Origin of the sequence: Herpetosiphon giganteus, assembly GCF_016907925.1 — a bacterium.
Taxonomy (GTDB): Bacteria; Chloroflexota; Chloroflexia; order Chloroflexales; family Herpetosiphonaceae; genus Herpetosiphon; species Herpetosiphon giganteus.
In genome coordinates, this window is sequence record NZ_JAFBCZ010000027.1 from 37,931 (window position 1) to 61,784 (window position 23,854).

23 protein-coding genes are annotated in these 23,854 nt (G+C 51.1%); 17 read left to right on the forward strand and 6 right to left on the reverse strand.

Annotated elements, in window-relative coordinates; genetic code table 11:
- Positions 1-538: 538 nt before the first annotated feature.
- From JOD20_RS20295 to JOD20_RS20325, 7 genes are all read left to right on the forward strand, one after another.
- The gene (locus JOD20_RS20295) at positions 539-2,938 is read left to right on the forward strand and encodes a tetratricopeptide repeat protein (protein ID WP_204757023.1); all 2,400 of its coding nucleotides are present in this window, start codon (positions 539-541) and stop codon (positions 2,936-2,938) included.
- Positions 2,939-3,011: 73 nt separating this feature from the next.
- Positions 3,012-4,274 carry a phosphoribosylamine--glycine ligase gene (gene purD, locus JOD20_RS20300; RefSeq protein WP_204757024.1) on the forward strand — a complete coding sequence of 421 codons (1,263 nt, stop codon included), beginning with the start codon at positions 3,012-3,014 and terminating at the stop codon, positions 4,272-4,274.
- Complete coding sequence (gene purN / locus JOD20_RS20305; protein WP_204757025.1) at positions 4,271-4,891, forward strand: phosphoribosylglycinamide formyltransferase; 621 nt, start codon at positions 4,271-4,273, stop codon at positions 4,889-4,891. Before purD ends, purN begins: the two co-directional genes overlap by 4 nt.
- Before the next feature lie 71 nt (positions 4,892-4,962).
- Positions 4,963-6,513 (forward strand): acyl-CoA carboxylase subunit beta, encoded by a 1,551-nt coding sequence (locus tag JOD20_RS20310; RefSeq protein WP_204757026.1) that lies wholly within the window; start codon positions 4,963-4,965, stop codon positions 6,511-6,513.
- Positions 6,514-7,163: 650 nt separating this feature from the next.
- Positions 7,164-7,817, forward strand: a complete 654-nt coding sequence (locus tag JOD20_RS20315) for a TetR/AcrR family transcriptional regulator (RefSeq protein WP_204757027.1) — start codon at positions 7,164-7,166, stop codon at positions 7,815-7,817.
- A 37-nt stretch (positions 7,818-7,854) separates the two neighbouring features.
- Positions 7,855-9,093 (forward strand): cytochrome P450 family protein, encoded by a 1,239-nt coding sequence (locus tag JOD20_RS20320; protein WP_204757028.1) that lies wholly within the window; start codon positions 7,855-7,857, stop codon positions 9,091-9,093.
- Between the two features lie 46 nt (positions 9,094-9,139).
- Positions 9,140-9,904: a glucose 1-dehydrogenase gene (locus tag JOD20_RS20325; RefSeq protein WP_204757029.1), complete on the forward strand. Its 765-nt coding sequence runs from the start codon at positions 9,140-9,142 to the stop codon at positions 9,902-9,904.
- A 76-nt stretch (positions 9,905-9,980) separates the two neighbouring features.
- Here JOD20_RS20325 and hppD read toward each other — a convergent pair whose 3' ends face one another.
- The 3 genes from hppD to JOD20_RS20340 all read right to left on the reverse strand — a co-directional run bounded on the left by hppD (position 9,981) and on the right by JOD20_RS20340 (position 13,471).
- Positions 9,981-11,102 (reverse strand): 4-hydroxyphenylpyruvate dioxygenase, encoded by a 1,122-nt coding sequence (gene hppD, locus JOD20_RS20330; protein WP_204757030.1) that lies wholly within the window; start codon positions 11,100-11,102, stop codon positions 9,981-9,983.
- Between the two features lie 34 nt (positions 11,103-11,136).
- Positions 11,137-11,946 carry a TrmB family transcriptional regulator gene (locus JOD20_RS20335; RefSeq protein WP_204757031.1) on the reverse strand — a complete coding sequence of 270 codons (810 nt, stop codon included), beginning with the start codon at positions 11,944-11,946 and terminating at the stop codon, positions 11,137-11,139.
- Positions 11,947-12,313: 367 nt separating this feature from the next.
- Positions 12,314-13,471: a homogentisate 1,2-dioxygenase gene (locus JOD20_RS20340; protein WP_204757032.1), complete on the reverse strand. Its 1,158-nt coding sequence runs from the start codon at positions 13,469-13,471 to the stop codon at positions 12,314-12,316.
- A gap of 494 nt (positions 13,472-13,965) precedes the next feature.
- On the opposite strand from JOD20_RS20340, the gene JOD20_RS20345 reads away from it, so the two are divergent.
- The 8 genes from JOD20_RS20345 (at position 13,966) to JOD20_RS20380 (ending at position 18,465) form a co-directional block, all read left to right on the forward strand.
- Complete coding sequence (locus JOD20_RS20345; protein WP_204757033.1) at positions 13,966-15,063, forward strand: M50 family metallopeptidase; 1,098 nt, start codon at positions 13,966-13,968, stop codon at positions 15,061-15,063.
- 4 nt (positions 15,064-15,067) lie between these two features.
- Entirely contained in the window at positions 15,068-15,301 is a 234-nt protein-coding gene (locus tag JOD20_RS20350; RefSeq protein WP_204757034.1) for a hypothetical protein, read from the forward strand.
- Entirely contained in the window at positions 15,298-15,813 is a 516-nt protein-coding gene (locus tag JOD20_RS20355) for a CRISPR-associated protein Cas4 (protein ID WP_204757035.1), read from the forward strand. Before JOD20_RS20350 ends, JOD20_RS20355 begins: the two co-directional genes overlap by 4 nt.
- A gap of 44 nt (positions 15,814-15,857) precedes the next feature.
- Entirely contained in the window at positions 15,858-16,181 is a 324-nt protein-coding gene (locus JOD20_RS20360; protein WP_110515277.1) for a hypothetical protein, read from the forward strand.
- Positions 16,178-16,675, forward strand: coding sequence for a 6-pyruvoyl trahydropterin synthase family protein (locus JOD20_RS20365; RefSeq protein ID WP_204757036.1), 498 nt, complete (start codon positions 16,178-16,180; stop codon positions 16,673-16,675). The genes JOD20_RS20360 and JOD20_RS20365 overlap by 4 nt, the downstream gene beginning before the upstream one ends.
- A 30-nt stretch (positions 16,676-16,705) precedes the next feature.
- A complete protein-coding gene (locus tag JOD20_RS20370) occupies positions 16,706-17,020 on the forward strand; it encodes a hypothetical protein (protein WP_054533597.1) in 315 nt (104 codons plus the stop codon).
- Positions 17,010-17,753 carry a hypothetical protein gene (locus JOD20_RS20375; protein WP_204757037.1) on the forward strand — a complete coding sequence of 248 codons (744 nt, stop codon included), beginning with the start codon at positions 17,010-17,012 and terminating at the stop codon, positions 17,751-17,753. Before JOD20_RS20370 ends, JOD20_RS20375 begins: the two co-directional genes overlap by 11 nt.
- Positions 17,754-18,072: 319 nt before the next feature.
- Positions 18,073-18,465 (forward strand): response regulator, encoded by a 393-nt coding sequence (locus tag JOD20_RS20380; RefSeq protein ID WP_110515274.1) that lies wholly within the window; start codon positions 18,073-18,075, stop codon positions 18,463-18,465.
- On the opposite strand, the gene JOD20_RS20385 is transcribed toward JOD20_RS20380, so the two are convergent.
- From JOD20_RS20385 to JOD20_RS20395, 3 genes are read right to left on the reverse strand one after another with little or no spacing between them, the layout of a single operon-like run.
- Entirely contained in the window at positions 18,462-19,307 is an 846-nt protein-coding gene (locus JOD20_RS20385; protein WP_204757038.1) for an iron chelate uptake ABC transporter family permease subunit, read from the reverse strand. The genes JOD20_RS20380 and JOD20_RS20385 overlap by 4 nt on opposite strands.
- Positions 19,276-20,142, reverse strand: a complete 867-nt coding sequence (locus JOD20_RS20390; RefSeq protein WP_204757039.1) for a metal ABC transporter ATP-binding protein — start codon at positions 20,140-20,142, stop codon at positions 19,276-19,278. Before JOD20_RS20390 ends, JOD20_RS20385 begins: the two co-directional genes overlap by 32 nt.
- Before the next feature lie 14 nt (positions 20,143-20,156).
- The gene (locus tag JOD20_RS20395) at positions 20,157-21,164 is read right to left on the reverse strand and encodes a metal ABC transporter substrate-binding protein (protein ID WP_204757040.1); all 1,008 of its coding nucleotides are present in this window, start codon (positions 21,162-21,164) and stop codon (positions 20,157-20,159) included.
- 401 nt (positions 21,165-21,565) lie between these two features.
- Here JOD20_RS20395 and JOD20_RS20400 point away from each other — a divergent pair, with 401 nt between their 5' ends.
- Both JOD20_RS20400 and JOD20_RS20405 read left to right on the forward strand, forming a co-directional pair.
- Positions 21,566-22,741 (forward strand): phosphopentomutase, encoded by a 1,176-nt coding sequence (locus JOD20_RS20400; protein ID WP_204757041.1) that lies wholly within the window; start codon positions 21,566-21,568, stop codon positions 22,739-22,741.
- Between the two features lie 157 nt (positions 22,742-22,898).
- Positions 22,899-23,831 (forward strand): aldo/keto reductase, encoded by a 933-nt coding sequence (locus JOD20_RS20405; RefSeq protein WP_204757042.1) that lies wholly within the window; start codon positions 22,899-22,901, stop codon positions 23,829-23,831.
- The last annotated feature ends 23 nt before the right edge of the window (positions 23,832-23,854 follow it).

A 23,854-nucleotide genomic window follows, 5' to 3' on the forward strand; every position in this document is an offset into this window, starting at 1 on the left:
GTGCTTGCACGTTGCACATCCTTACAATTTCAATTAGTTAGTTGAACTAACAAATTGTACGTCAAGTTTTTAAAAGATCAATCATACTCTAGTACGAGAACATGCAATGGATGTGTTGATCCACGAAGAGCACGAAGCGCACGAAGGCTAGCAACCGCGAAGAACACGAAGAGCGCGAAGTTGGGTTTTGGCCACAGATTGACACAGATTATTTTGATTAGGCTATGGACTTTTGGCTATCGGCTATCGGATTCATCCCTCATCCTTCATCCCTCATAATTTCGCGCCTCTGCGCCTCTGCGTTAAAGAACTGATCCACGAAGCGCACGAAGGCTAGAAACCACGAATGTTTATTTTTTTGCTTTCTGACTTTTGACTTTTGACTTAGCATTTCATCCCTCATCCTTCATCCTTCATCCTTTATTTCTCTGTTCGATGCGCTCTGTTCTCTGCTCTTAATCTCATCTATTTTCTGCGGCGGGCTTGCACTATAATAGAGTTGTGAGGTGTGTTGTGCATCACTGATAGGATTACGCCGATGGGAATTCCACGCCATATTCCACTTCCAGTTACACCGCTGCTTGGTCGCATTCAGGAAATGGCTCAGCTTGAGCAACTTTTGCCCGATCCCACGATTCGTTTGGTTACTTTGGCCGGGCCTGGTGGCGCAGGCAAAACCCGCTTAGCGCTTGAAGCAGGCCGCACCGTCTGCGAGCAGTTTGCCGATGGCGCGTTATTTGTCAGTTTGGCACACGTTTACGATGTTGATTTAGTGTTGCCGACCCTCGCCCAAGCTTTCAATATTAGTCGCTTGGGCAACCAATCGCTCTTGGCTAGCGTTGGGGCGTGGTTGGCCGAACAAGAGTTATTGTTGATTTTAGATAATTTGGAACAGGTGATTGATGTTACCTCGTTGTTGGTGCAATTATTGGCCTTGGCTCCCAAATTAACTATTTTGGCTACGAGCCGCGAGGTGCTGAATGTTCAGGGCGAATATCGCTTGCCTGTGCCACCGCTCAGCTTGCCACCCACGAGCCAGCCGTTGGCGATTGAACAATTAAGCGAATTTAGCGCCACTCGCCTGTTTATCGAACGCGCCAAAGCAGCCCGCCCCCACATTCCGCTTAATGCCAATGATGCCCAAAGCATCGCCACGATTTGTCAGCGCCTCGATGGCCTGCCATTGGCGATTGAGTTGGTCGCGGCCTATACCAAAGTTTTTACTCCGCAAGAATTATTAAATCGTTTCAGTTATAGCCTCGATGTGCCCGTGGGCGGCGCACGCGATCTGCCCAACCGCCAGCAAACCCTGCGCCAATGTATTGATTGGAGCTACCAACGCCTGACCGCCGAGGAACAAACGGTTTTTTGCTATCTTAGCGTGCTGGTGAGCAGCTGGACAATGGCTGCTGTCGAGCAGATGTGCGCTGGCCAAGCCAATGTGGTCGCCACCGTTTTAGCTTTGGTCAACAAAAGCTTGGTGGTCGAGCAAACAACCCACGATGGCCAAACGCGCTTTACGATGTTGCAAACGATCGCCGAATTTGCCCGCGAGCAAGCAGTGCTACGCGAGGATTTTCAGACGATCTGTCAACGCCATGCGCGTTATTATTTGCAGATGGTTGCCCAAGCAGCACCCCATTTGCGCGATCAGCAACAAGCCCATTGGTTGCGCCAGCTCGATGCAGAACAGGGAAATATTTACGCCGCCTTGCAATGGACGCTTGATCATGCGGTTGCTGAATCGATCGAACTGTTTCCAGCAATTAATCTGTGGATTACCTATCGCCGCCGCCATGGCGATGTCTGGTGGATCGAGCGCATGCTTGAGGCCAGCAGCACGATTCGCTCTGGGGCACGAGTTGAAACGCTTTCCACGGCAGGCTGGTTCATTCTCAACCAAGGCTTATTTGCCCAAGCCGAAACCATTTTTGAACAAGCCCTGAGCCTCGCGCGCGCGTTGCAAATTCCCATGAGTATTGGTTTGGCGTTGCATGGCGTTGGCGAAATTGCCTATCATCGTGGCGATTATGCCCAAGCAATCACGCTCTACGAAGAAAGTGTGCAGATTTTCGAGCAGCTTGATGATCATAATGAATTGGCTTGGTCGCTTGATCATTTAGGTCGGGCCTGTATTCAACAAGGCCAATGGAAACGTGCGGCCTTGCTTTTTGCCCGTGCGCATCAGCTTTTCTCGCGCTTAGGCCATTTGTGGGGCGATGCCTTTGCGCTCAATCATTGTGGCATTGTCGCCGCCGCGCAGCAAGATTATGATCAAGCGCAGCGCTTTATCGAAGCCAGCATTGCGATTGCTGAACAATTGCACGATCCATGGCATCGCGCCGAGGGCTTGCATCAATTAGGTTTGATTGCGCTGGCTCGTCAGCAGCCCGATCAAGCATTAACCTCGCTCTACGAGAGCTTTAATCTGCGCCGCCAACATCAATTATTACCAATGATCGCCAGTTCGTTGGAAGCGTTGGCGCGGGTTGCCCAAGCCCAACAACATTGGTCGTGGGCGGTGCAATTGAGCAGCCGCGCAGATACGCTGCGCTTGCAAAGCGGCGAGCCAATGCCAGCCACCGAGCAGCGCATTCAACAACACTTATTGGATGAAGCTAAACGCTTGCTTGGCGAGCAGCACTATCAGCACGATTGGGAGCAAGGCCAGCAGCTTGAGCTTGATATGGTGACCTTGCGCCAGCCAACGACCCAACATCCCACGCCATTGCTGACCAAACGCGAACACGAATTGCTCACATTAATCGCCCAAGGCAAAAGTAATAGCGAAATTGCGCTCGAATTGGTACTTAGCCCGTTTACCGTCAACAACCATTTGCGGGCAATTTATCGCAAACTTGGCGTTTCGACTCGCAGCGCGGCAGCCTATATTGCCCGCGAACGGGGCTTGCTCGAAAGCCTCGAACCACGAGTCTAGGCCCGATCGGCAACTAGCTGTTCTCGGATTATAATAGGGCTTGAACCCGTTACGAGCCTATTTGAGGATAGCAATGCGAGTATTACTTGTTGGAGCCGGCGGACGTGAACATGCCTTGGCATGGAAAATCGCCCAATCGCCTTTATGCGAACACCTGTGGATCGTCCCTGGGAATCCCGGCACGGCAACGCTTGGTACAAATGTCGATTTAGCCGCAGACGATGCTGCGGGAATTGTGGGTTTAGCCACCCGCGAACAGATAGATTTAGTGGTTGTTGGGCCAGAAGCGCCCTTGGTCGAAGGCTTGGGCGAAGTCTGCGATGCGGTCGATTTGGCGATGTTTGGGCCGTCGTCTGAGGCGGCGCAACTTGAGGGCAGCAAAGCCTTTGCCAAAATGATTATGCTTGAGGCTGGCGTGCCAACCGCCGCCGCGCATACCTTCGATGATCCCACCTCCGCGATTGCTTTTGTTGAAACTGAGCAACAAGCGTGGGTCGTTAAAGCTGATGGTTTGGCCGCTGGCAAGGGCGTAATCGTGCCCGAAGATGGCGATGTTGCCGCTACCATCAGTGCGATTCGCGAATTGGCCGCGACCAACGCAGGCAACCGCTTGGTGCTTGAAGAAATCTTGACTGGCCCCGAAGTTTCGCTGTTGGCCTTGTGCGATGGCGAACGCGCGCTACCGCTGATTGCTGCCCAAGACCACAAGCGCATCGGCGATAACGACACTGGCGGCAACACTGGTGGCATGGGAGCATACGCGCCAGCCCCAATCTTGCCCTATGCCGAGGCTCAAGCCTTGGTCGATGTGATTTTTACTCCAGTGCTGCGCACCATGGCCGCGCGTAATATTCCCTATCGTGGCGTGTTATACGCTGGCTTGATGCTCACGCCCAACGGCGTAAAAGTCATCGAATTTAATGCCCGCTTTGGCGACCCCGAAACCCAAGCCCTGCTGCCCTTGCTCAAAAGCGATTTGCTCGAACTGCTGCACAAGGTTGCTACCAGCAATCTGGCCGATGTTAGCATCGAGTGGCACGAAGGTGCGGCGGTATGTGTAGCGCTTTCGGCTGAAGGCTACCCCGCCAAACCTCGCACTGGCGACGTGATCACTGGTTTGGATCGCTTGCCGAGCGATGTTTTGGCCTTCCAAGCTGGCACCGCGACCAACGCTCAAGGCGAGTTGGTGACCGCAGGCGGACGCGTTTTGGGCATTACTGCGGTTGCGCCAACATTGCGCGAAGCCCGCGATAAAGCCTACGCCGCGAGCGAATTGGTACAGTTTGCTGGCAAATATCAGCGCAGCGACATCGCCGCACGGGGGTTAGCAGAATGATGCGGCTTGCCGTGATGGTATCGGGCAGCGGTTCGAATTTACAAGCCTTGATCGATGCCCAAAAAGCGCAGCAACTTAAGGCCACAATCAATGTGGTCATTTGCGACCAACCCAAAGCCCAAGCAATCAGCCGCACCTTGGCCGCCAGAATTCCCGTAATTTGCGTGCCGTTGGCCAAAAAAGCCAGCCGCGAGCAATGGGCCGAGCAAATTAGCCAACTATTGGCGGCTTTTACTCCCGATTTGATTGTGATGGCGGGCTGGATGAAGGTCATGCCAGCAGCGTTTGTTGAGCGCTGGACTCCCAACATCATCAATCAGCACCCAGCTTTGTTGCCCGACGATGGCGGCGAATTCTACACGCTCAGCGATGGCCGCCAAATTCCGGCGATTCGTGGGGCGCATGCAGTGCGCGATGCCTTGGCCTTGGGTGTGCCAGTCACTGGTTGCACGGTGCACCAAATTACGCCAATCGTTGATGTTGGCCCAGTTTTGGCCAAAGCTGAGGTTGCTGTTTTGCCCAACGACGATCAAGACAGTTTGCATGAACGCATCAAACAAGCTGAACGGCGCATTTTAGTTGACGTAATTAATAATCTAGCTCAAACAGTTGCCTAAATTCTGCCCTAGTCGTAGCGATTGCATTCCCAACCTGCTACGGCTAGCGCTATTCTGTGGGAGATCTGTCAATGACGACAACAGCAGAAAAAATCGCTGAGTTGCGGCGACGACGTGAACAAGCAGCAACCACCGATCCCAAGGCTGCCGAAAAGCAACATGCGCGGGGCAAATTAACTGCCCGCGAGCGGATCGAGCGCTTACTTGATCCCGATTCGTTTGTTGAACTCGATGCTTTGGCGGTGCATCGTTCGACCGCCTTCGGGCTAGAAAATAAGCGCATCCTCGGCGATGGCGTAATTACTGGCCATGGCACCATCGATGGCCGCCAAGTTTGCGTGTTTTCGCAAGATTTCACGGTGCTTGGCGGTTCGTTGGGCGAAGTGTTTGCCGAAAAAATCGTCAAAGTGATGGATTTGGCAATGCGCATGGGCGTGCCGCTGATTGGCATCAACGATAGCGGCGGTGCTCGCATCCAAGAAGGCGTAGTGGCGCTTGGCGGCTATGCCGAAATTTTCTATCGCAATGTTGTGGCTTCGGGCGTGATTCCGCAGCTTTCGATTATTGCCGGGCCATGTGCTGGTGGCGCAGTTTATTCGCCGGCCATGACCGACTTCATTTTGATGGTCAAAGGCTCATCGCAGATGTTCATCACTGGTCCAGATGTGATTAAAACTGTGACCGGCGAGGAAGTGACTCAAGAGCAATTGGGCGGCGCGATGACCCACAACAGCAAATCTGGGGTTGCCCATTTTGCCGCCGATGATGAAGATGAATGTTTCGAGCAATTGCGCACCCTGCTTTCCTTCCTGCCGCTGAATAATATGGATGATGCGCCAGTTATTGAGCCAACCGATGATCCTGAGCGCATGGATGACGCGTTGCAAAGCATTATTCCCGATCAGCCCAAAAAGCCCTACGATATGAAAGCCGTGATCGAATTAATTGTTGATGATGGCTTTTTCTTCGAAGTTCAGCCGCATTTTGCGCCCAATTTGGTCATTGGCTTTGCGCGGCTTGATGGCATGCCCGTGGGCATCGTTGGCAATCAGCCAGCCGCGTTGGCCGGAACCTTGGATATTGATTCGTCGGTCAAGGGTGCGCGCTTTGTACGCTTTTGCGATGCCTTCAATATTCCGTTGATTACCTTTGTGGATGTGCCTGGCTTCTTGCCTGGCACCAATCAGGAGTATGGCGGGATTATTCGCCATGGTGCAAAATTGCTGTATGCCTATTGCGAAGCGACCGTGCCAAAGCTGACTGTGATTACGCGTAAGGCCTATGGCGGCGCGTACGACGTGATGGCCTCGAAGCATATTCGCGCCGATTTCAACTTTGCTTGGCCAACCGCCGAAATTGCCGTAATGGGCGCAAGCGGCGCGGTTTCGATTATCTTCCGCAAAGAAATTGCCGAATCAGCAGATCCAGTGGCGACCAATGCCGAGCTAATTCACAATTACGAAGAACGCTTTGCTAACCCCTACATTGCTGCCGAACGCGGCTATGTTGATTCGGTGATCGAGCCACGCGAAACCCGCCCAGCCTTGATCAAAGCGTTGCGCTTATCGCGCACTAAGCGTCAAAGCCTGCCCCCGCGCAAACATGGCAATATGCCGTTGTAATAATTGGGGATCGGTTGTTAGGGGCTGGGGATCGGTAGATTAATTTTTACCCACGAAGGACACGAAAAATGATGCTTCGTGTCCTTTGGGCTTTAAATTTGCTCCACGAAGCGCACGAAACCACGAAGAACGCGAAAGTTAAGTTTTTAGCCACAGATTGGCACAGATTATGATGATTAGGCTATAGACTTTTGGCTATAGCCTATGGGATTCATCCTTCATCCTCATAATTTCGCAACTCTGCGCCTCTACGTTAAATTTCATCCTTCATCCTTCTCCTTGAGCGTCTGCGTTAAATTTGATCCACGAAGCAGTGAAACCACGAAGAGCGCGAAGGGCGCGAAGGTTAAGTTTCTAGCCACAGATTGCCCAGATTTATTTGATTTTGCCTTTCATCCCTCATAATTCATAATTCATACATTATTTGCTCTGCGCCGCTGCATTAAATGTTTTTTGCATTCTGATTTCTGACTTGGCCTTTCATCCTTCATCACTCATCCTTCATCCTTTCGCTATGCTCTATGTTCTTCTCTATCCTTAATCTTTCGTGTATTGACTTTCTTTGAATCGATAGTATATTTATGACTGATGAGTCATTAAAATACTGATGAGTCGAAATTGCTCACAAATAGCGTTAGAAGCAGGCAAATATGGCAGCGAATCAAGCAAGCGAACATTCTCAGGAGCTGGTACGTCCCTTGAAAGAGCGGCAGCGCGAGCAGCGTGAGGCCATGATTTTGGCGGCGGCGCATGCAGTCTTTCTTGCCAAGGGCTATCACGAGGCTTCGATTGACGAGATTGCAGGCCAAGTTGGCATCTCCAAAGGCGCAATCTATCAACATTTTGCTAGCAAAGAGGATTTAGTTGAGGCCCTGATTGCCCAACAAATTAGCGATTTTCTGGCGATGCTTGATCGCGTATTGCAAGAACCGAGTTCGGTTTGCGCACGTTTGGAGCAGATTTTGGCCTATGCCTATGCTGGCTTGAATAGCCAACACAGCGGGGTGCTGCTCGAGCTGCATCATCGGATTGGCTTGCCCAACGCAGTGATTGAAAAACGTCCTCAGCTTCAAGCCCAAGTTGTCCAGGCCACGAACCGCCTGAGCAGCTTATTTGACGAGGGCAAAGCCAGCGGCGAACTCAATACTCAGATTCCAACGCCAATTATGGTGGCCACATTTATTGGCTTGTTATCGTTGCGTGGCTACGAGCAATTAATCGCCAGCAACCAATTCAGCCCTGCCGATTTGATTCCGCATATTAGCCAGATCTTCTTTCGCGGCATCGTTACCACAAGCAGTTAATGCCATTTTTTGCCATCGAATAAGCAAGGAGCTTTCTATGACCCAACAACAAGCGCACATATATGCCGATGATTCAATTGCCCGAATTTTTCAACCAAGCTCAATTGAAAATCCGTATCCGTTGTTTGCCGATCTGCGCGCCAAAGCCGCAGTTGTGGCAGTACCCTCGCCCTATGAATTTATTAAAGCCGATACATGGCTGGTAACCCGTTATGCAGAAGCAGTGCAGGTGTTAAAAGATAGCCGCTTTACGGTCGATGCGACCATTCTCAACCCTGGGGCTGGTGTATTTGGCCAAACTGCCGCTGACGGAGCAGAAGATCGTAGCTTCTTGGGTGCAAAATCGATGGTCAGTGCTGATGGAGCCGAGCACTCGCGCTTGCGCAGCTTGGTTGCCAAGGCGTTTACGCCACGCTATATCGAACAGTTACGCCCACGCATCCAAGAGCTAGCCGACGAATTGCTTGATCAGGTGCATGCCCAAGGCTCGATGGATTTGGTGCATGACTATGCTTATCCGCTGCCAATTAACGTCATCTCCGAGATGCTGGGCGTGCCAGCTCATGAGCGCGACCAGATGCGTTTGTGGTCGGATGCGCTGACCAGCCATAGACCAGAAAGCCAAGGCCAATTGCGTGAATTTGCCATGTATGTGCAAAAGCTAATCGCCGATAAACGCCGCAATCCGCAGGATGATTTGATTAGCAAATTGGTCGAGTTGGAAGCAACTGGCGATGCACTCAGCGAATCGGAATTATTAGCAACTGCTGGCTTGTTGATTTTCGCAGGCCACGAAACAACCTCGAATTTATTGAGTATTGGCTCGTTGATGTTGCTTGATTATCCCGCGCAACGTGCCCGTTTGCAAGCAGACCCAAGTTTAATTCCGGCGGCGGTTGAAGAATTATTACGCTTTAATGGGCCAATTTTCAGCCCAGCCCCACGCTTTGCGCTCGAAGATTTGGAGCTGGCGGGCCAGCAGATTCGGCGTGGCGATTTGGTCTTGGTGGCGCTTGGCTCAGCCAATCACGATGAAAGCGTGTTCGAAAACCCCGAAGAATTAGATATTGCGCGCCAAATTAGCCGCCAACTGGCGTTTGGTCATGGCGTGCATTTCTGTTTGGGTGCGCCGCTGGCCCGCTTAGAAGGCGAAATTGCTTTCACAAGCTTATTGCAACGCATGCCTAATTTGCGTTTAGCAGTGCCGCGCGAGCAAATCACTTGGCGCGATAACATCAATTTACGTGGTCTCAAAGCCCTACCAGTAAACTTCTAGCTCGCTGTTACTTTCAAATTTTCATGCTACCTACAGGAGTTGATCGATGCGTTTACAGGATAAAGTTGTGGTGATTACCGGGGCGGCCTCAGGGATGGGCTTGGCGATGGCAACTCGTTTTGCTGCCGAAGGAGCCAAATTGGTGCTTGGCGACTGGAATGCTGAGCGGCTGGAAGCTGCGCTGGCCACAATTCAAGCCACTGGGGCAGCGGTGGTTGGTGCTCAAGGCAATATTGCCGAGCAAGCAAGCGCTGAAGCCTTGGTTGATTTAGCCATCAGCACCTATGGCCAGATCGATGTGCTTTGCAATAATGCTGGCGTGATGGATTCGATGCAAGGTATCGCTGAGGTTTCTGACGAAACTTGGCGACGGGTGTTGGGCATCAACCTTGAAGGCCCGATGTTTACCAGTCGGCGCGCAATCAAGCATATGTTGGAGCAGGGCAGCGGCTCGATCATCAATGTTGCATCAACCGCGGGAATTCATGGCGGCTCGGCGGGTGCGGCCTATACCGCCTCGAAACATGCCTTGGTTGGGCTAACGCGCAACACAGCCTGGATCTACGCCAAACGCAATATTCGCTGTAACGCAATTTGCCCAGGCGCTACCAAAACCAACATCGTCGAATCGATGAATCGCAGCACGATCGATCCAACTGATGCAGCGCGGGTGAGCGAGTTTACTGCGCTTGCCCCAGCCTATCTCGAACCAACCGACATTGCCAATTTAGCCTTGTTTTTGGCCTCAGACGAGTCGCACCAAATTAACGGCGCGATTATTCCCGCCGATGCAGGCTGGGCAGCTATTTAATTAATGGATTAATGTGAGAAACACCAAGCCCGCAGTGCTGAGTAGGGCAGCGTTGCGGGCTTGGTGCGGCGATTAATTACAAATTGCCACGTTTGGCTTGTTCGCGTTCAATCGCTTCAAAGAGGGCTTTAAAGTTGCCTGCGCCAAAGCCACGGCTGCCCTTGCGTTGAATAATCTCGTAAAACACGGTTGGGCGGTCGCCAACTGGTTTGGTGAAGATTTGCAAGAGATAGCCTTCGTCGTCGCGATCGACCAAAATACCCAGTTCTTGTAAGGTATTGTAGTCTTCGTCGATATGGCCGACGCGGCCTGCCAACGCTGAGTAGTAGGTATCTGGCGTGCGCAAAAATTCTACGCCATTATCGCGTAAATGCTTGACAGTTTGAATAATGTCAGGCGTAATCAAGGCAATGTGCTGCGCGCCTGGGCCACAATAATAATCGAGATATTCGTCGATTTGCGATTTTTTGCGGCCTTCTGCTGGCTCGTTGATTGGGAACTTGATCCGGCCTGTGCCATTTTGCACAACTTTCGACATCAAGGCGCTATATTCGGTTGAAATATCGTCGTCGGTAAATTGTTGCAATTGGCTAAAACCAAGGATGCGGGCATAGAAATTGACCCATTCATCCATTTTGCCAAGCTCGACGTTGCCTACGATATGGTCAACCGCTGCCAAGCCAGTGGATTCCGACTTGGGTGGGTTTTTGACCTTGTTGTAGCCAGGCATAAACGTGCCAGTATAGCCGTCGCGCTCAACGAACGTATGGACTGTATCGCCATAGGTGCGAATCGTGGCTTTGACGACTTTGCCCCATTTGCTTTCCAAGACGGTTGGCTCTAGCACAGCGGTTGCGCCGCGAGCCAAGGCTGCTTCAAACGCCGAAGTCGCATTGTCAACTTCGAGCGCAATATCCTTTACGCCATCGCCATGCAATTTCACATGCTCGGCAATTGGTGAATCCGGATTAAGCGCGCCAGTCAAGACCAAGCGAATATTGCGTTGTTGCATGACAAACGAAACGCGGTCGCGGCTGCCAGTTTCTAAGCCTGCATAGGCAACTGGCGTAAAACCAAAGGCCGTCCGATAGTAATGAGCTGCTTGGCGCGCATTACCAACATACATCTCGACATAATCGATGCCACGTAATGCTAAAGGATCAGTCGTAGTGGTGGTTTCTTGTTCTGCCATCGTCATTGATAGGCTCCTTCTGATGAAAACGCCGCAACAATTAATCGCTATAGGGCTGAGCTTGCGCCCAGAATGCCTCGAACGCGACCCGCAGGGTTTGCGCTAGCGATGGGTGATTCAAACATAACGCCGTGATCGATGGTCGCCCCGTGATGGGATCTTGCAGTGAAAGCAAGGCCACCCGACCATCAAATAAGTTCATTTTAATTGGTAGTTGTGGCACGAACCGTAATTCTTGTCCAAGGCTACGAAATTGGGCCAACACTGGCCGCAATTGTTCATCTTCCAAGGCGCTCAGTTCATACAAAGCTCGGTATTGCACGCCGCGCGAGCGTGGTTCGCGCACTTCGGCCACATTTTCCTCTAGGCTCGAAACGAGTGGCCGTTTGAAACAGGCCAAAATTTCGTGGTCGGCTTGTTGGGCCAAGGTCCAAGCACGGGCGCTAATCTGGCGTGGGTCAAGCAACACATCAATATAATCCAACGGATTATCTTCGTTGCTGCCTTCGGTGTAGATTGGCTGCATGGTAGCGACAAGGCTTTGGGCGATGGTTTGGGCATCGGCCAATTCGCGTTCCATCACGCTGCGCCGCTCGGCAAGTAGGGCTGGCAAGGCTTGTTCTGGAGCGACCGCGACAAAGGTGCGGCGTGGCCCCATCCGTTCATGGGCTAGGCCTTTGCTGGACAACGATTGCAACACATCGTAGATCCGTTGGCGCGGAATGCTGGTATGGGTTGCGAGCTGCGCCGCCGAGAACGATTGCCGACCGAGTAGCCCCAAATAGGCCGTTGATTCATAGCGACTTAAGCCTAAATCACTGAGTTGATCAATGAGAGATTCATCGTGCATTGGTGTCACCACTGCCTAGTGGTGCTATTGTAGCGAGTTGTCGAATGCTTGTCAATCATGCGCAAAGGCCACAGTCAGCACCGAAGTTTGATTCAGGATGGGATCGTTACCAAGGTAGGATTGGCGCGATCTGCATAACCAAATTGTACTACGCCGTGTGATTCGCAAAAATGCGTGCTTGAAGGCATAATTATTAAATTTAATTATTGCCGTTTGAGTAGCTAGTTCCTAGCTTCCGTCAAACGTGAGTGATGTTGCAGCAATAATCGCTGATGATTTACTAAAAAATGCCAAATAAATGCCCCTCTCCCGTTCGACGGGAGAGGGGTTGGGGTGAGGGATCTTAATTATTGAGCTGTGGCGGTGTTTAGTGGTTGACCCACGAATAGGTGTAGCTTGGCTCTTCGATGCTCAAGGCTTCTTTGGTCAGGTACAGTGGCTTGAAGGTATCGACCATCACCGCTAATTCTTCGGTCGCCGCCTTGCCAATCGAGCCTTCGACCGTGCCTGGGTGCGGCCCGTGCGGCATGCCCGATGGGTGCAAGGTAATCGAGCCAAGATCAACGCCGCGTCTTGACATAAAATTCCCTTCAACGTAATACAGCACTTCATCACTCTCAACATTTGAGTGATTGTAGGGCGCTGGAATCGCCTCAGGATGATAATCAAACATGCGTGGCACAAACGAGCAGACCACAAAATTTGGCCCGCTGAAGGTTTGATGCACTGGTGGCGGCTGATGCACGCGCCCAGTAATTGGCTCGAAATCTTCGATATTGAAGGCAAATGGATAGAGATAGCCATCCCAGCCAACCACATCAAATGGATGATGGTCGAGCACATGCTTGGTCATGCGGCCATGGGCGCGCACATGCACGGCAAACTCACCTTTTTCATCGTGGGGCGTAAGCTCCATCGGAACCCGAATATCGCGTTCGCAGAACGGCGCATGCTCCAGCAATTGGCCATGTTCGTTGCGATAGCGGTTGGGGGTGGTGATTTCGCCCACGGTTTCGAGCACTAGCATTTTGGTTGGCGTGCCGTTGGTGTTGACCCGATAGGTTGTGCCAATCGGAATTACCAAATAATCGCCACGGCGATAGGGAATATTGCCAAAAATTGTTTCGAGCACGCCCTCGCCTTCGTGAATGAAGAGCATTTCATCGCCTTCGCCATTGCGATAGAAATAGGTTTGTGGCTCGGTTGGGTGCACAATTCCCATGCGCACATCGTTGTTGACCAACAACATCCTACGGCCACCGATGGGATCGCCGCCTGGTTTGTGGGCAAAGGTTTTGAGGTGGCGATGGCGCAGCGCCCCATCTGGCTCCAACTCAATCGCGGTTGAACCGAGATCTTCGACTTTGAGAATCGCAGTTGGGGGATAATGGTGATACAACAGGGCTTCGACCCCGCTAAATCCCTTGGTTCCCATCAACTGTTCCGAATACAACGAACCATCTGGCTTGCGAAATTGGGTATGGCGCTTGTGTGGAATGTTGCCAAGTTTGTGGTAGAAGGGCATCTTCGACCTCCCGCAAAAATGAAAACGACAAGACCAATTCAGCCCTACTTCTGTATTGGCCAGCACGTTGATTATAATCCAAATTGCTAAGTTGGTTAAATGAGAACATAGAACATAGAGCATAGAACATAGAAATTAGCAATCAAGCTATTGATTCACAAAGTACAAGTTTTTAGCCACGAATTCCACGAATTTCACGAATACTGTTTCTATTTACAAAAATCAGCATCTAATCCCCGACTCCCGATCCCCAATTCCCGATCCCCATTTTAGCTTTTGCATTTGCCTTCATCCCTCATCCTTCATCCTTCATCCTTGCCGTTGGCCACAGATTGCCACAGATGGTGAGGATTATGTTCTATGCTCTATGCTCTTTTTTGACTTCATCCTTGTTAACAACTTGCTCATCAAAAGCGGTTGACGCTACTAGGTAACTCAAGTAAGATTCAATCGCGGCTTGCGTAGCCGTACACCACTATCCACGGGAGATCTTTATGGATTTTAGCAGTTTGGCGTGGCTTGCGGTTATTCCCGCTTTAGGCTTTTTAGTTGTTGTTCATGAGCTAGGCCACTATTGGGTTGGCCGCAAAATGGGCATTAAGATCGAAGAATTTGGCATTGGGTTACCGCCACGCGCCAAAGTGTTGTTCGTGCGTAAGGGCATTCCGTTTACGCTCAATTGGTTGCCACTTGGCGGTTTTGTGCGCTTTGCTGGCGAAGAAGGTGGCTTCGACGACCCTGATAGCCTTGCCTCTGCGCCACCACGCCGCCGGATTCCAGTGATGGCAGCTGGCGTGATTGCCAATGTGATTACGGCAATCATTATGTTTGCAATCATTTTTGCAATTTGGGGCTACCCAAATCTTGATAAAGTGATGGTTGCTTCAACCGACGAATTTGCTTCGAAAGCAGGCTTTGTGGTTGAAGATGTGTTTGTCTCGATCAATGGCTCGCCAATTAGCGCCGATGAACAAGTGCGGCAATTGGTCGAAACCAGCGATGGTAAACCAGTCAGTGTCGTTGTGCAACGCGATGGTGTCGAACAAACTTTGAGCGTTACGCCCCAATATAGTGCCGAAGCGCAACGCTACCGCTTTGGCGTTGGCTTGGGCAATCCGCGCGAATCAGTTAACATTTTTCAAGCAATCGTCAATGGTTTTACCTATAGTTTTCGCTTGCTTGGCGAAATGTTTATGGGTTTTGCGATGTTGATTGGCGGCTTGCTGGGCACGAATCCAGCGCCAGAAGGTGGCTTGGCTGGTCCAGTCGGTATCGCCCGCCTGACGGGGCAAGTAGCTCGCTCAGGCTTGCGCGATTATCTGAACTTTACCGCCTTGTTGAGCTTGAACTTGGCCTTGATCAACATTCTGCCAATTCCAGCGCTTGATGGCAGCCGGATTATTTTTGCCTTGATTGAAGCCATTCGGCGCAAAAAAATTCCGCCCGAGCGCGAAGCAGTGGTGCATGCAATTGGCATGATGATGTTGCTTGGTCTGATGCTGTTAATCACGGTTTCCGACGTGCGCAATATCATTAGTGGCGAGCCAGCGATTACCATGCCGCCAACGCCAACCCCAATCGTTAGACCGTAAGCCAATGCCAGCGCGTAAGCCGATTATCCGCGCCAGCGAGCTTGGCGAATATGATTTTTGTGCCAGAGCTTGGTGGTTGCGGCGTGAATGCGGCTGGCAAGGACGCTTTCCTGAACGTTTAGCCCAAGGCGAACTGGCGCATCAACGCCATGGCCGAGACCTTCAACAAAGCCAATGGTTGCGTACTGTAGCCATTGGTTTGTTGTTGCTAGCAGCCTTAGCTTTGGTATTTGCATGATTTGGCTAGCGATTATTTTGGGTTTGCTTGGTCTGTGGCTGTGGCGGCGAAGCAATGCCTTGCGTGCTAGCACTGGCCTGCCTTGGCGTGCAGTGGTTTATCACGATACAACGCGGCGCGAATTGAGCAAACCCTTATTTTCAGCCCGTTATCAATTAACTGGCAAGCCCGATTACGTTTTGGCCGATGGTAAGGCCTTGATTCCAGTTGAGGTTAAGCCGCAGCGCCAAGCAACCAGCCCACGCCAAGGCGATATTTTGCAGCTGGCGGCCTATTGTTTGTTGCTTGAAGAAGCAACTGGGGTTGCGCCGCGCTATGGCTTGTTGCGCTACGCCCAGCATACTTTTCAGGTCGATTGGACAGATCAGCTCTATCAGGCCTTGATCGAAACGCTCGAAACCATGCGCGCTGATCTGACGCTAACTGAGGTTGACCGTTCGCACGAAGAACCATGGCGCTGTAACGCCTGCGGATTTGGCGACCGCTGCACAGATGCGCTAGAATATGACTAGCACTGTTTATTAATCAGCCCATTGCTAGTAGTCGTTGTGACATTATGAAATTTAAAATTCGCCAACATCCACGCATGAAAGATATTTGTGTCGGTGACGAGGTGGTGTGGAATCCCCAATTGCTGTATGCCAACGTCGAGGAAATTTTTCCGGCGGCGGTTTGTGTCAATTTAGCAATTCTCCGCACTGAGCCAATTCCCAAATTGGAGCTACGGGCGCAACTTTGGCGCGCTGATGATATTGAAAATCTCAGTGTTTGTCGCTGTTGTGGTTCGCGGGAAAATCTAGTTACTCCGTGTCATACAGGCGTACCGTTTCGGTTGTGCCAACATTGTTATACCTGCCACATTGAGGAGTCTCTGGCATGAGCCAACGTATTTATCGCTTGCAAGTCACCAAGGATCAGCTTGGGTTTGCAGCGGCGCATTTTATTACCATGCGCGGCAAATGTGAACGCCTGCATGGGCATAATTATCGCGTAACCGTCGAGGTCGAAGGCTTTTTGGGTGAAGATAAGTATGTGGTAGATTTTGGCGTGTTGAAAAAACATGCCGCTGAAATTGCGCGCACGCTCGATCATCGGGTGTTGTTGGCTGCTGAGAATGCAAAAATTGCCTATAGCCAAGCCGAGCAGCACATTACGGTGCGCTACGAAGAAAAATATTATGTTTTTCCGCTGGCCGAAGTGATTCTGCTGCCAATTGAAAACACCACGGCTGAGCTATTGGCAAGCTATTTTTGTGCCGAATTAAGCGAGCGCTTGCACCAAGATGGGGTTAATACGCTTAAAATGGTTGGGGTTTGGGTTTCCGAAGGGCCAGGCCAACAAGCGTTTGCCAGCATTGAATGGCCACAAGCTTAAACTATCGAGGGCATAGCTATGGACGGAATTATGAGCGCGCTGGTCGTTATTATCGGGGCAATTGGCTTAATTACCCTGCTGATTATGCGCACCAAAACCTATCGCGAACGCTTGCGCTTTCAGGCGCGAGCGATGGATCGCCATGTGCGTACTACCAACATTCGCGATGATGTGCGCCAAGATATTTTGGACTTGTTGATTCGCGGCGATCGTTTGGCGGCGATTCAATATGCCCACGAACAAACCCACTTGGATCTTTTAGAAGCGCGCACGTTGGTTGATGATATTGAAAAAGCCTTGAAAAAGCACGACCAAACCCAAGGAACCCCAAGCGATGCCAATTGATCTTGCGCCCCACAACCCGTATGGCTTGACGCTCACCAACGCTGTGCTTGGGCGCTGCGGTGGCTTTGGCGCAGGCACTGATCGCTTGGCAAATATGGCGAATCTTGGGGCAATTATTACCGATCCGCTGGGAACCCGCGATCAAGCGCTGCAACTGCTACCAATCACTGGCGGTGTGTTGTATCGCTCATCGACCCGCACATGGCGGCGGGCGCAACGCGATGCTGCGCATTGGCAAACCCTGAATCTGCCTGTGTTGCTGACGTTACAACCACGCAGCCTGCAAGACCTCCAGGAATTATTGCGCAATTTGCAGGAAGGCGAGTGGGCGGCAGTTGTGCTCGATTTGGAGCAAAGTGGCGAATTGCAACACCTTGCGCGCTGGGTCGAATTGGTGCGACATCAGTGGGAAGCTCCGCTGCTGCTGCACGTTGCAACCGATCAAATTAGCCAATTAACCACGATTCCCCAAGCAATCGATGGCATCATGCTTGGTTCGGGGCCGCGAGCCAAGCATGGAGAGCACTATGGGCGTTTGCTCGGGCCTGCGGTTGAGCCATTGTTGCTTTGGGGGGTTGAACGGCTGCGCGAACTGAGCGATAAATCATTAATTTGTAGTGCTCCGAGCCTTGCTAGCATCACCAGCCTGCAAGCGCTTGGCGTACAAGCTGTCGTTTTGGATAGTTTGCTGTGGACAACCAGCACTCACGATTTAGCTCAAATGAGCTTTTAATCCCTCACCCCCAGCCCCCTCGCCCGTGTTTTCCAACGAATTGTCCAAGAACCACACCATGAAAAGCCCCTCGCCCACCGCGTGGGAGAGGGGTTAGGGTGAGGGGATCTTACCAAGCTCAGCATTTCCATGCATGCAAAAACTACAATGCATAGGCCAATTGTCCCCCATGGCTATATTACTCTCCGTCCGTTGAAGACAACACTATTGCGCCTCATTTCTGCCTACGTGTTAGGGGTAGACTATCCATATTGAAGTTGTGCTGTTGCACGCGAGGCTGCATTTTAGCGTGAATGGAGCATTGCCAAGGAGGAAGTAGATGGCAACTATTTTAGCAATTGATGACAGTGGCTTGATGCAAGCGTTTTGGGTGCGCATCTTGTCGCGCTCGCAGCATACGGTGGTGACGGTGAGCAGCGGTGATGAAATGCGGGCTGCGCTTACCACGCTCCATCCCCAGTTAATTTTCCTCGATCTCTCATTTCCTGGCGAAAACGGCTTTGAGCTGTTGCAACAACTGCGTGGTTATCCACAGTGCCTTGATATTCCGGTGATTGCCGTCAGTGGCTATGCAGGTGAGGATACGCGCCAAGCGTGCCGCGAAGCAGGTTTTACCGATTTTCTGGCGAAACCGTTCTCATTGGCTGAATTACGGGGCATCTTGACGCGCTATATCGAGCATCCAACCCAGTTGCGAGCCTTGGCACGCTAAACGTGGGTGTGAATCATGCGGCTGCGCAGTTGTTTGCGCAAGGCTGCAATACCCAAGGCCAGCATAAAACAGCCAGTTTGGGTCAAGACGATCGTGGCTCCCGATGCCAAATCGAAGAAATAGCTCAGGTACATACCAACGCAGCCGGTTACCCCGCCAATGACGGTTGAAATTCCAAGCATCCGATGAAAGCTATCGGTCAAAAGCCGCGCAGTAATTGGTGGAATAACCAAGGCAGCAGCGATTAACGTCACGCCCAGAATTTTCATCGAAACGATTAAGGTTGCAGCCAACATCAACGAAAACAACGTATCCAGCCAGTTGGTGCGCACGCCATAGACTTGGGCCACATCATTATTAAAGGTCATAAACAGCAGTTGTTTGTAACTGAAAAACACCACCAGCCCGACCATGATGCATACTCCGCCGATTGCCCAAAGATCGCTGCTGGTTACGCCCAGAATATTGCCAAACAAGGCTGCATCAAACGAGCGGGTAAAGTTGCGATAGCGGCTAATCAAGGCCACGCCAATCGCAAAACTTGCTGTTGTCACAATGCCAATTGCGGCATCGGCATTAATTTTGGTGCGCCGCGCGGTTTGGTTAATCAGCACTGCGGCAGCAAACCCCCACAAACCAGCCCCAAGGTAGAAATTCCAGGCCAGCACAAACGAAACAACTGCGCCGCCAAAAATTGCGTGCGATAAACCATGGCCAATATAGCTCATGCCACGCAGCACAATATACACGCCCAATAGGCCACACAAACTGCCAATCAGCACTGCGGCAACGATGCCATAGCGAAAAAAGCTAAAGCTCAGCGGTTCTAAAAGCTGATTCACTTGAATTCTCCATGGCTGGTTTAAGCACTTCGCCAATAATTGGGTTGGGAATTAAATCGCGGTAGCTATGACCATGCGGGCGTTGTTGAATTAACAGCATGCCTTCATGACGCACTACAACCATTTCGCTATGATAGGTTTGCTCAAGTACGGTGGGGGTAAACACCGCTTCGGGCGTGCCTTGGGCGATAATTGTTTGATTCATGCAGATAATCCACGGCACATGGGCTGCAGCAGCATTCAAATCATGGGTGGTCATTAAAATCGTCATACCTTGTTGATTTAGCTCAGCCAGCAGGTGCAAAATTGTTTCGGCCACCCGTGGGTCAATCCCGGTGGTTGGTTCATCGAGCACCAACATGGCTGGTTTGGCAACCAAGGCGCGGGCCAAAAAGACCCGCTGTTGCTGCCCGCCCGAAAGATTGCGAATGTGTTGTTTGGCCAATTGCTCAATTTCGAGTTGGGCCAGTACTGCTTGCACTGCTTGGCGCTCGCTTTTGCGCAGCCACGGCCATGGATTCGCTTGGCGCACCAAGCCCATGGCCACAACCTGCTCAACCGTCACCGGAAAATTCCAATCGACCGTTTCTAGCTGTGGCACATAGGCAATCGTAGGAATTTGGCCATCGACCGGATGCTTGCCATGAGTCAAAATCTGGCCATGGCTGGGAGCATGCAAGCCTAAAATTAAGCGCAATAGACTGGTTTTGCCAGCACCGCTTGGCCCAACCAGCGCCGCAAATTGGCCATGGTGCAGATGAATATTAATCTGATCGAGCACGAGGCGCTCTGCATAGCGCAACCCGACATTGCGTAACTCAATAATTGGCTGCATACAAGCCTTGCTCCCTATTGCTGTTGGATGACGTTGCTATCGCTGCCTGGAATGTTGCTGGTATCGAAATTGGCAATTAAGCTTGGATCGCCGCCAAGATTCTCGGCCATAATTCGCAAATCTTCGGTGAGCAAGCCGAGGTAGGAGTGATTGGCTGCGCCAACTTCACCAGGTAAATCATCGTCGCGCAAGCTATCGATATACTTTACGCCTGTTTCGCGGCCAATTTGCTCAAGCACTGTCGAAGGAAATACTTCGGAGCCGAAAATCGCTGGCACCTTTTGCTCGCGAATTTGGGTGATCAAATCAGCAACATCTCTGGCCGATGGCTCGGAGAAATCGGCTGGCTGAATTGCCCCAATCACGGTCATGCCATAGTGCGGCGCGAAATAGGCCCATGAATCGTGGTAGGTCAGCAATTTACGGTTTTCAGCAGGAATACTTTCAACCGTCTTTTTTACTGCTACATCAAAGGCTTCGACGCGAGTTTTGAATGCGGCATAGTTGGCGTTGTAATAGTCGGCATTGCTGGGATCGCGGCGCACTAAGTTGTCGCGCACAATCTCTGCATAGCGCAAGCCATAGAGCGGGTGGGTCCAGAGGTGGGGGTTGGGGCTGCCAGCCTCTTTGGGAAACGAGAAATCGTAGACATATTGCTCTGGGGTAATCGTTTGCTCGCCGAGCAATATGATTTCGGCGCTTGGTTGTTTGTTGGCTTCGGCCAATTTGTGGGTTGGCTCCTCTAAATTAAGTCCATTGATGAAAATCAAATCGGCTTGAGCCAAGGTTTTGGCATCTGAAGGCACTGGCTCAAACGTATGCGAATTAACGCCCTCGGGCACGATGCCAATTAAGCTAATTTTATCGCCAGCAATATTGTGAATAATGTTGGTAATTGGCGAAACCGTGCTAACAACCTTGAGTTTGCCTGTTTGGCCTTGGCTGGTTGGCGCAGCTTGTTCAGCTCCGCAACTTGCCAAAATCAGCAGCAATAGTAAGCTCATAATTGACCAGCGCCGCATAGTGGTATCCATCCTCAGCTACATGAATCCGACGAGTATTCTACCATCGTTCGTTTGTTCAGGTCTATCTCGTATAATAGTGAGGCATGAGGCTCTAGGCTTTTGGCTATTTGTACTGGTTTATTGGGTTGGCAACCATGGTTCATTCCCTCACCCCCAACCCCGCTCCCACGGAACGCGGGCGAGGGGAGCACAGCGTCGGTGGTTCCCCCTCGCCCGTTCGACGGGAGCGGGGGCTAGGGGGTGAGGGAATCTAAAACCTACCCTTGGAAGACCCCCGAACTCTCGTGTGGAGCCGCGAACGACACGAATTGACGAAGTGTTGCATTTCGACCTTTTGCTAAAATAAGCAACCATTAATAGTTAAGCTGGTCAATCTACTGTTTATAAGGAGCATTTTCATGGATATTAAACGGGTAACCGTGATTGTTTTGGATGGCGTGGGCATTGGCGAAGCGCCCGATGCTGCGGAATATGGCGATGTTGGCAGCCACTCGTTGGCCAACACGGCGGCAGCAGTCAATGGCTTGAACGTACCAACGATGGCCAGTTTTGGGCTTGGTTGCGTCAGCGAAATCAAAGGTGTCGCTTGCCCAACAGCGCCGCAGGGTAGCTATGGCAAAATGCAGCCCTTATCCAAGGGCAAGGATACGGTTTCTGGCCACTGGGAGATGATGGGGATTGTCTTGGCAACACCATTTCCAGTTTATCCCGATGGCTTCCCTGCTGAAATTATCGAACCATTTAAACAACAGATTGGCCGCGATGTGCTTGGCAATAAATCGGCCTCGGGCACTGAAATTCTTGAAGAATTGGGTATGGAGCATATTCGCACTGGTGCGCCAATTGTCTATACCTCGGCTGATAGCGTGTTTCAGATTGCAGCCCATGAAGATGTGATTGCGCCAAGCGAATTGTATGCGATGTGCGAAGCAGCCCGCGCGCTCTTAGTCGGTGAGCATGCAGTTGGGCGGGTAATTGCGCGGCCATTTATTGGCGATAGCCCCGAAAATTTCAAACGTACCGCGCGTCGTCACGATTATGCCCTAACTCCAGAAACGCCAACAATTTTGGATAAATTGGTAGCAGCGGGCAAAAGCGTCTACTCAGTTGGCAAAATTGACGATATTTTTGGCAATCGTGGGATTAGCGTTTCAAACCATACCGTTGATAATGCTGCAAGTTTAGAAGCGATTATCGAATTCCTTGATGCAGATTTTGAAGGCCTTTTGTTCGCCAACTTAATCGAATTCGATATGATTTATGGTCATCGCAATGATCCAGTTGGCTATGCAAACGCCTTACATGCGGTTGATCAGCGCTTGCCGGAGATTCAAGCCAAACTCAAGGATGGCGATTTAGTGGTGATTACTGCTGATCATGGTGTTGACCCAACCACGCCTGGCTCAAACCATAGCCGCGAGTATGTGCCGCTGTTGGTATTTGGCCCAGCCTTGGCAAAACCGGTTAATTTAGGTACGCGCCAAACCCTGAGCGATCTGGCGGCGACACTGGCTGAAATTTTTGGCTTGGAAGCTCCATTGCATGGCACAAGTTTCTTGGCTGAACTGCAATAACGGTTTAGCTATTAATTGATGGTTCGCAAAACCTATCCTGAAAAGGGTAGGTTTTGTTGATTAAGCAGCAAACTGCATGGCTCAGTGCATATTCTAGTGCTACCATATGAGGAAAGCATCCAGCAACGCTTGCTGTGGGTATGGAAGGATTTTTTTGATGCAACTACGTCAACTTGGCAAATCGGAACTACGAATTCCCCGGATTGTAATTGGCGGCAATGTTTTTGGCTGGACGATTGATCGGGCGCAAAGCTTTCGTTTGCTTGATGCCTTTGTCGATGCAGGCTTAAATGCAATCGATACAGCAGATGTCTATTCGGCATGGGTCGAGGGCAACAAGGGTGGCGAATCGGAAACCATCATTGGCGAATGGATTAAACAACGGCAGCGCCGCGACGATCTGCTTATTTTAAGCAAAGTTGGCGCTGGCACAGGCTTATCGAAGTCCAATATTGCCAAGGCAATTGCTGGCTCATTGCAACGGCTGCAAACCGAGTACCTTGATCTCTATCAATCCCATGTTGATGATGCTGAAACGCCGTTGGAAGAAACCCTGAGTGCGTTTGGTGAGCTGATTCAACAAGGCAAAGTTCGGGCAATTGGCGCTTCGAATTATAGTGCTGAACGCTTGCAAGTAGCGCTGGATATTAGCCAGCAGCATAATCTGCCCCGCTATGAAAGCCTACAACCGTTGTATAACCTCTATGATCGTGACCGTTATGAAGGCGATGTAGAAGCAGTTTGTCAACAAGCAGATGTGGGCGTGATTCCCTATTCAACCTTGGCCTCAGGCTTCTTGACTGGCAAATATCGCAGTGAAGCCGATTTGGGCCAAAGTGCCCGTGGTTCGCGCGTGCGGAGTTATCTGAATGAACGTGGTTGGGCGATTCTTAAGGCGCTTGATGAGGTTGCTGCTGAATTTCAGGCAACCCCTGGCCAAGTAGCCTTGGCATGGCAAATTGCGCGGCCAAGCATTACTGCGCCGATTGCGAGTGCCACCAATCTTGATCAAGTTAACGATCTGATCAATGCCGCCAAGCTCGAATTAACCGCAGCTGCGGTTGACTATTTGAACCAAGCTGGCCAATAAATCGTTTTGAGTCAAGAGTTTGT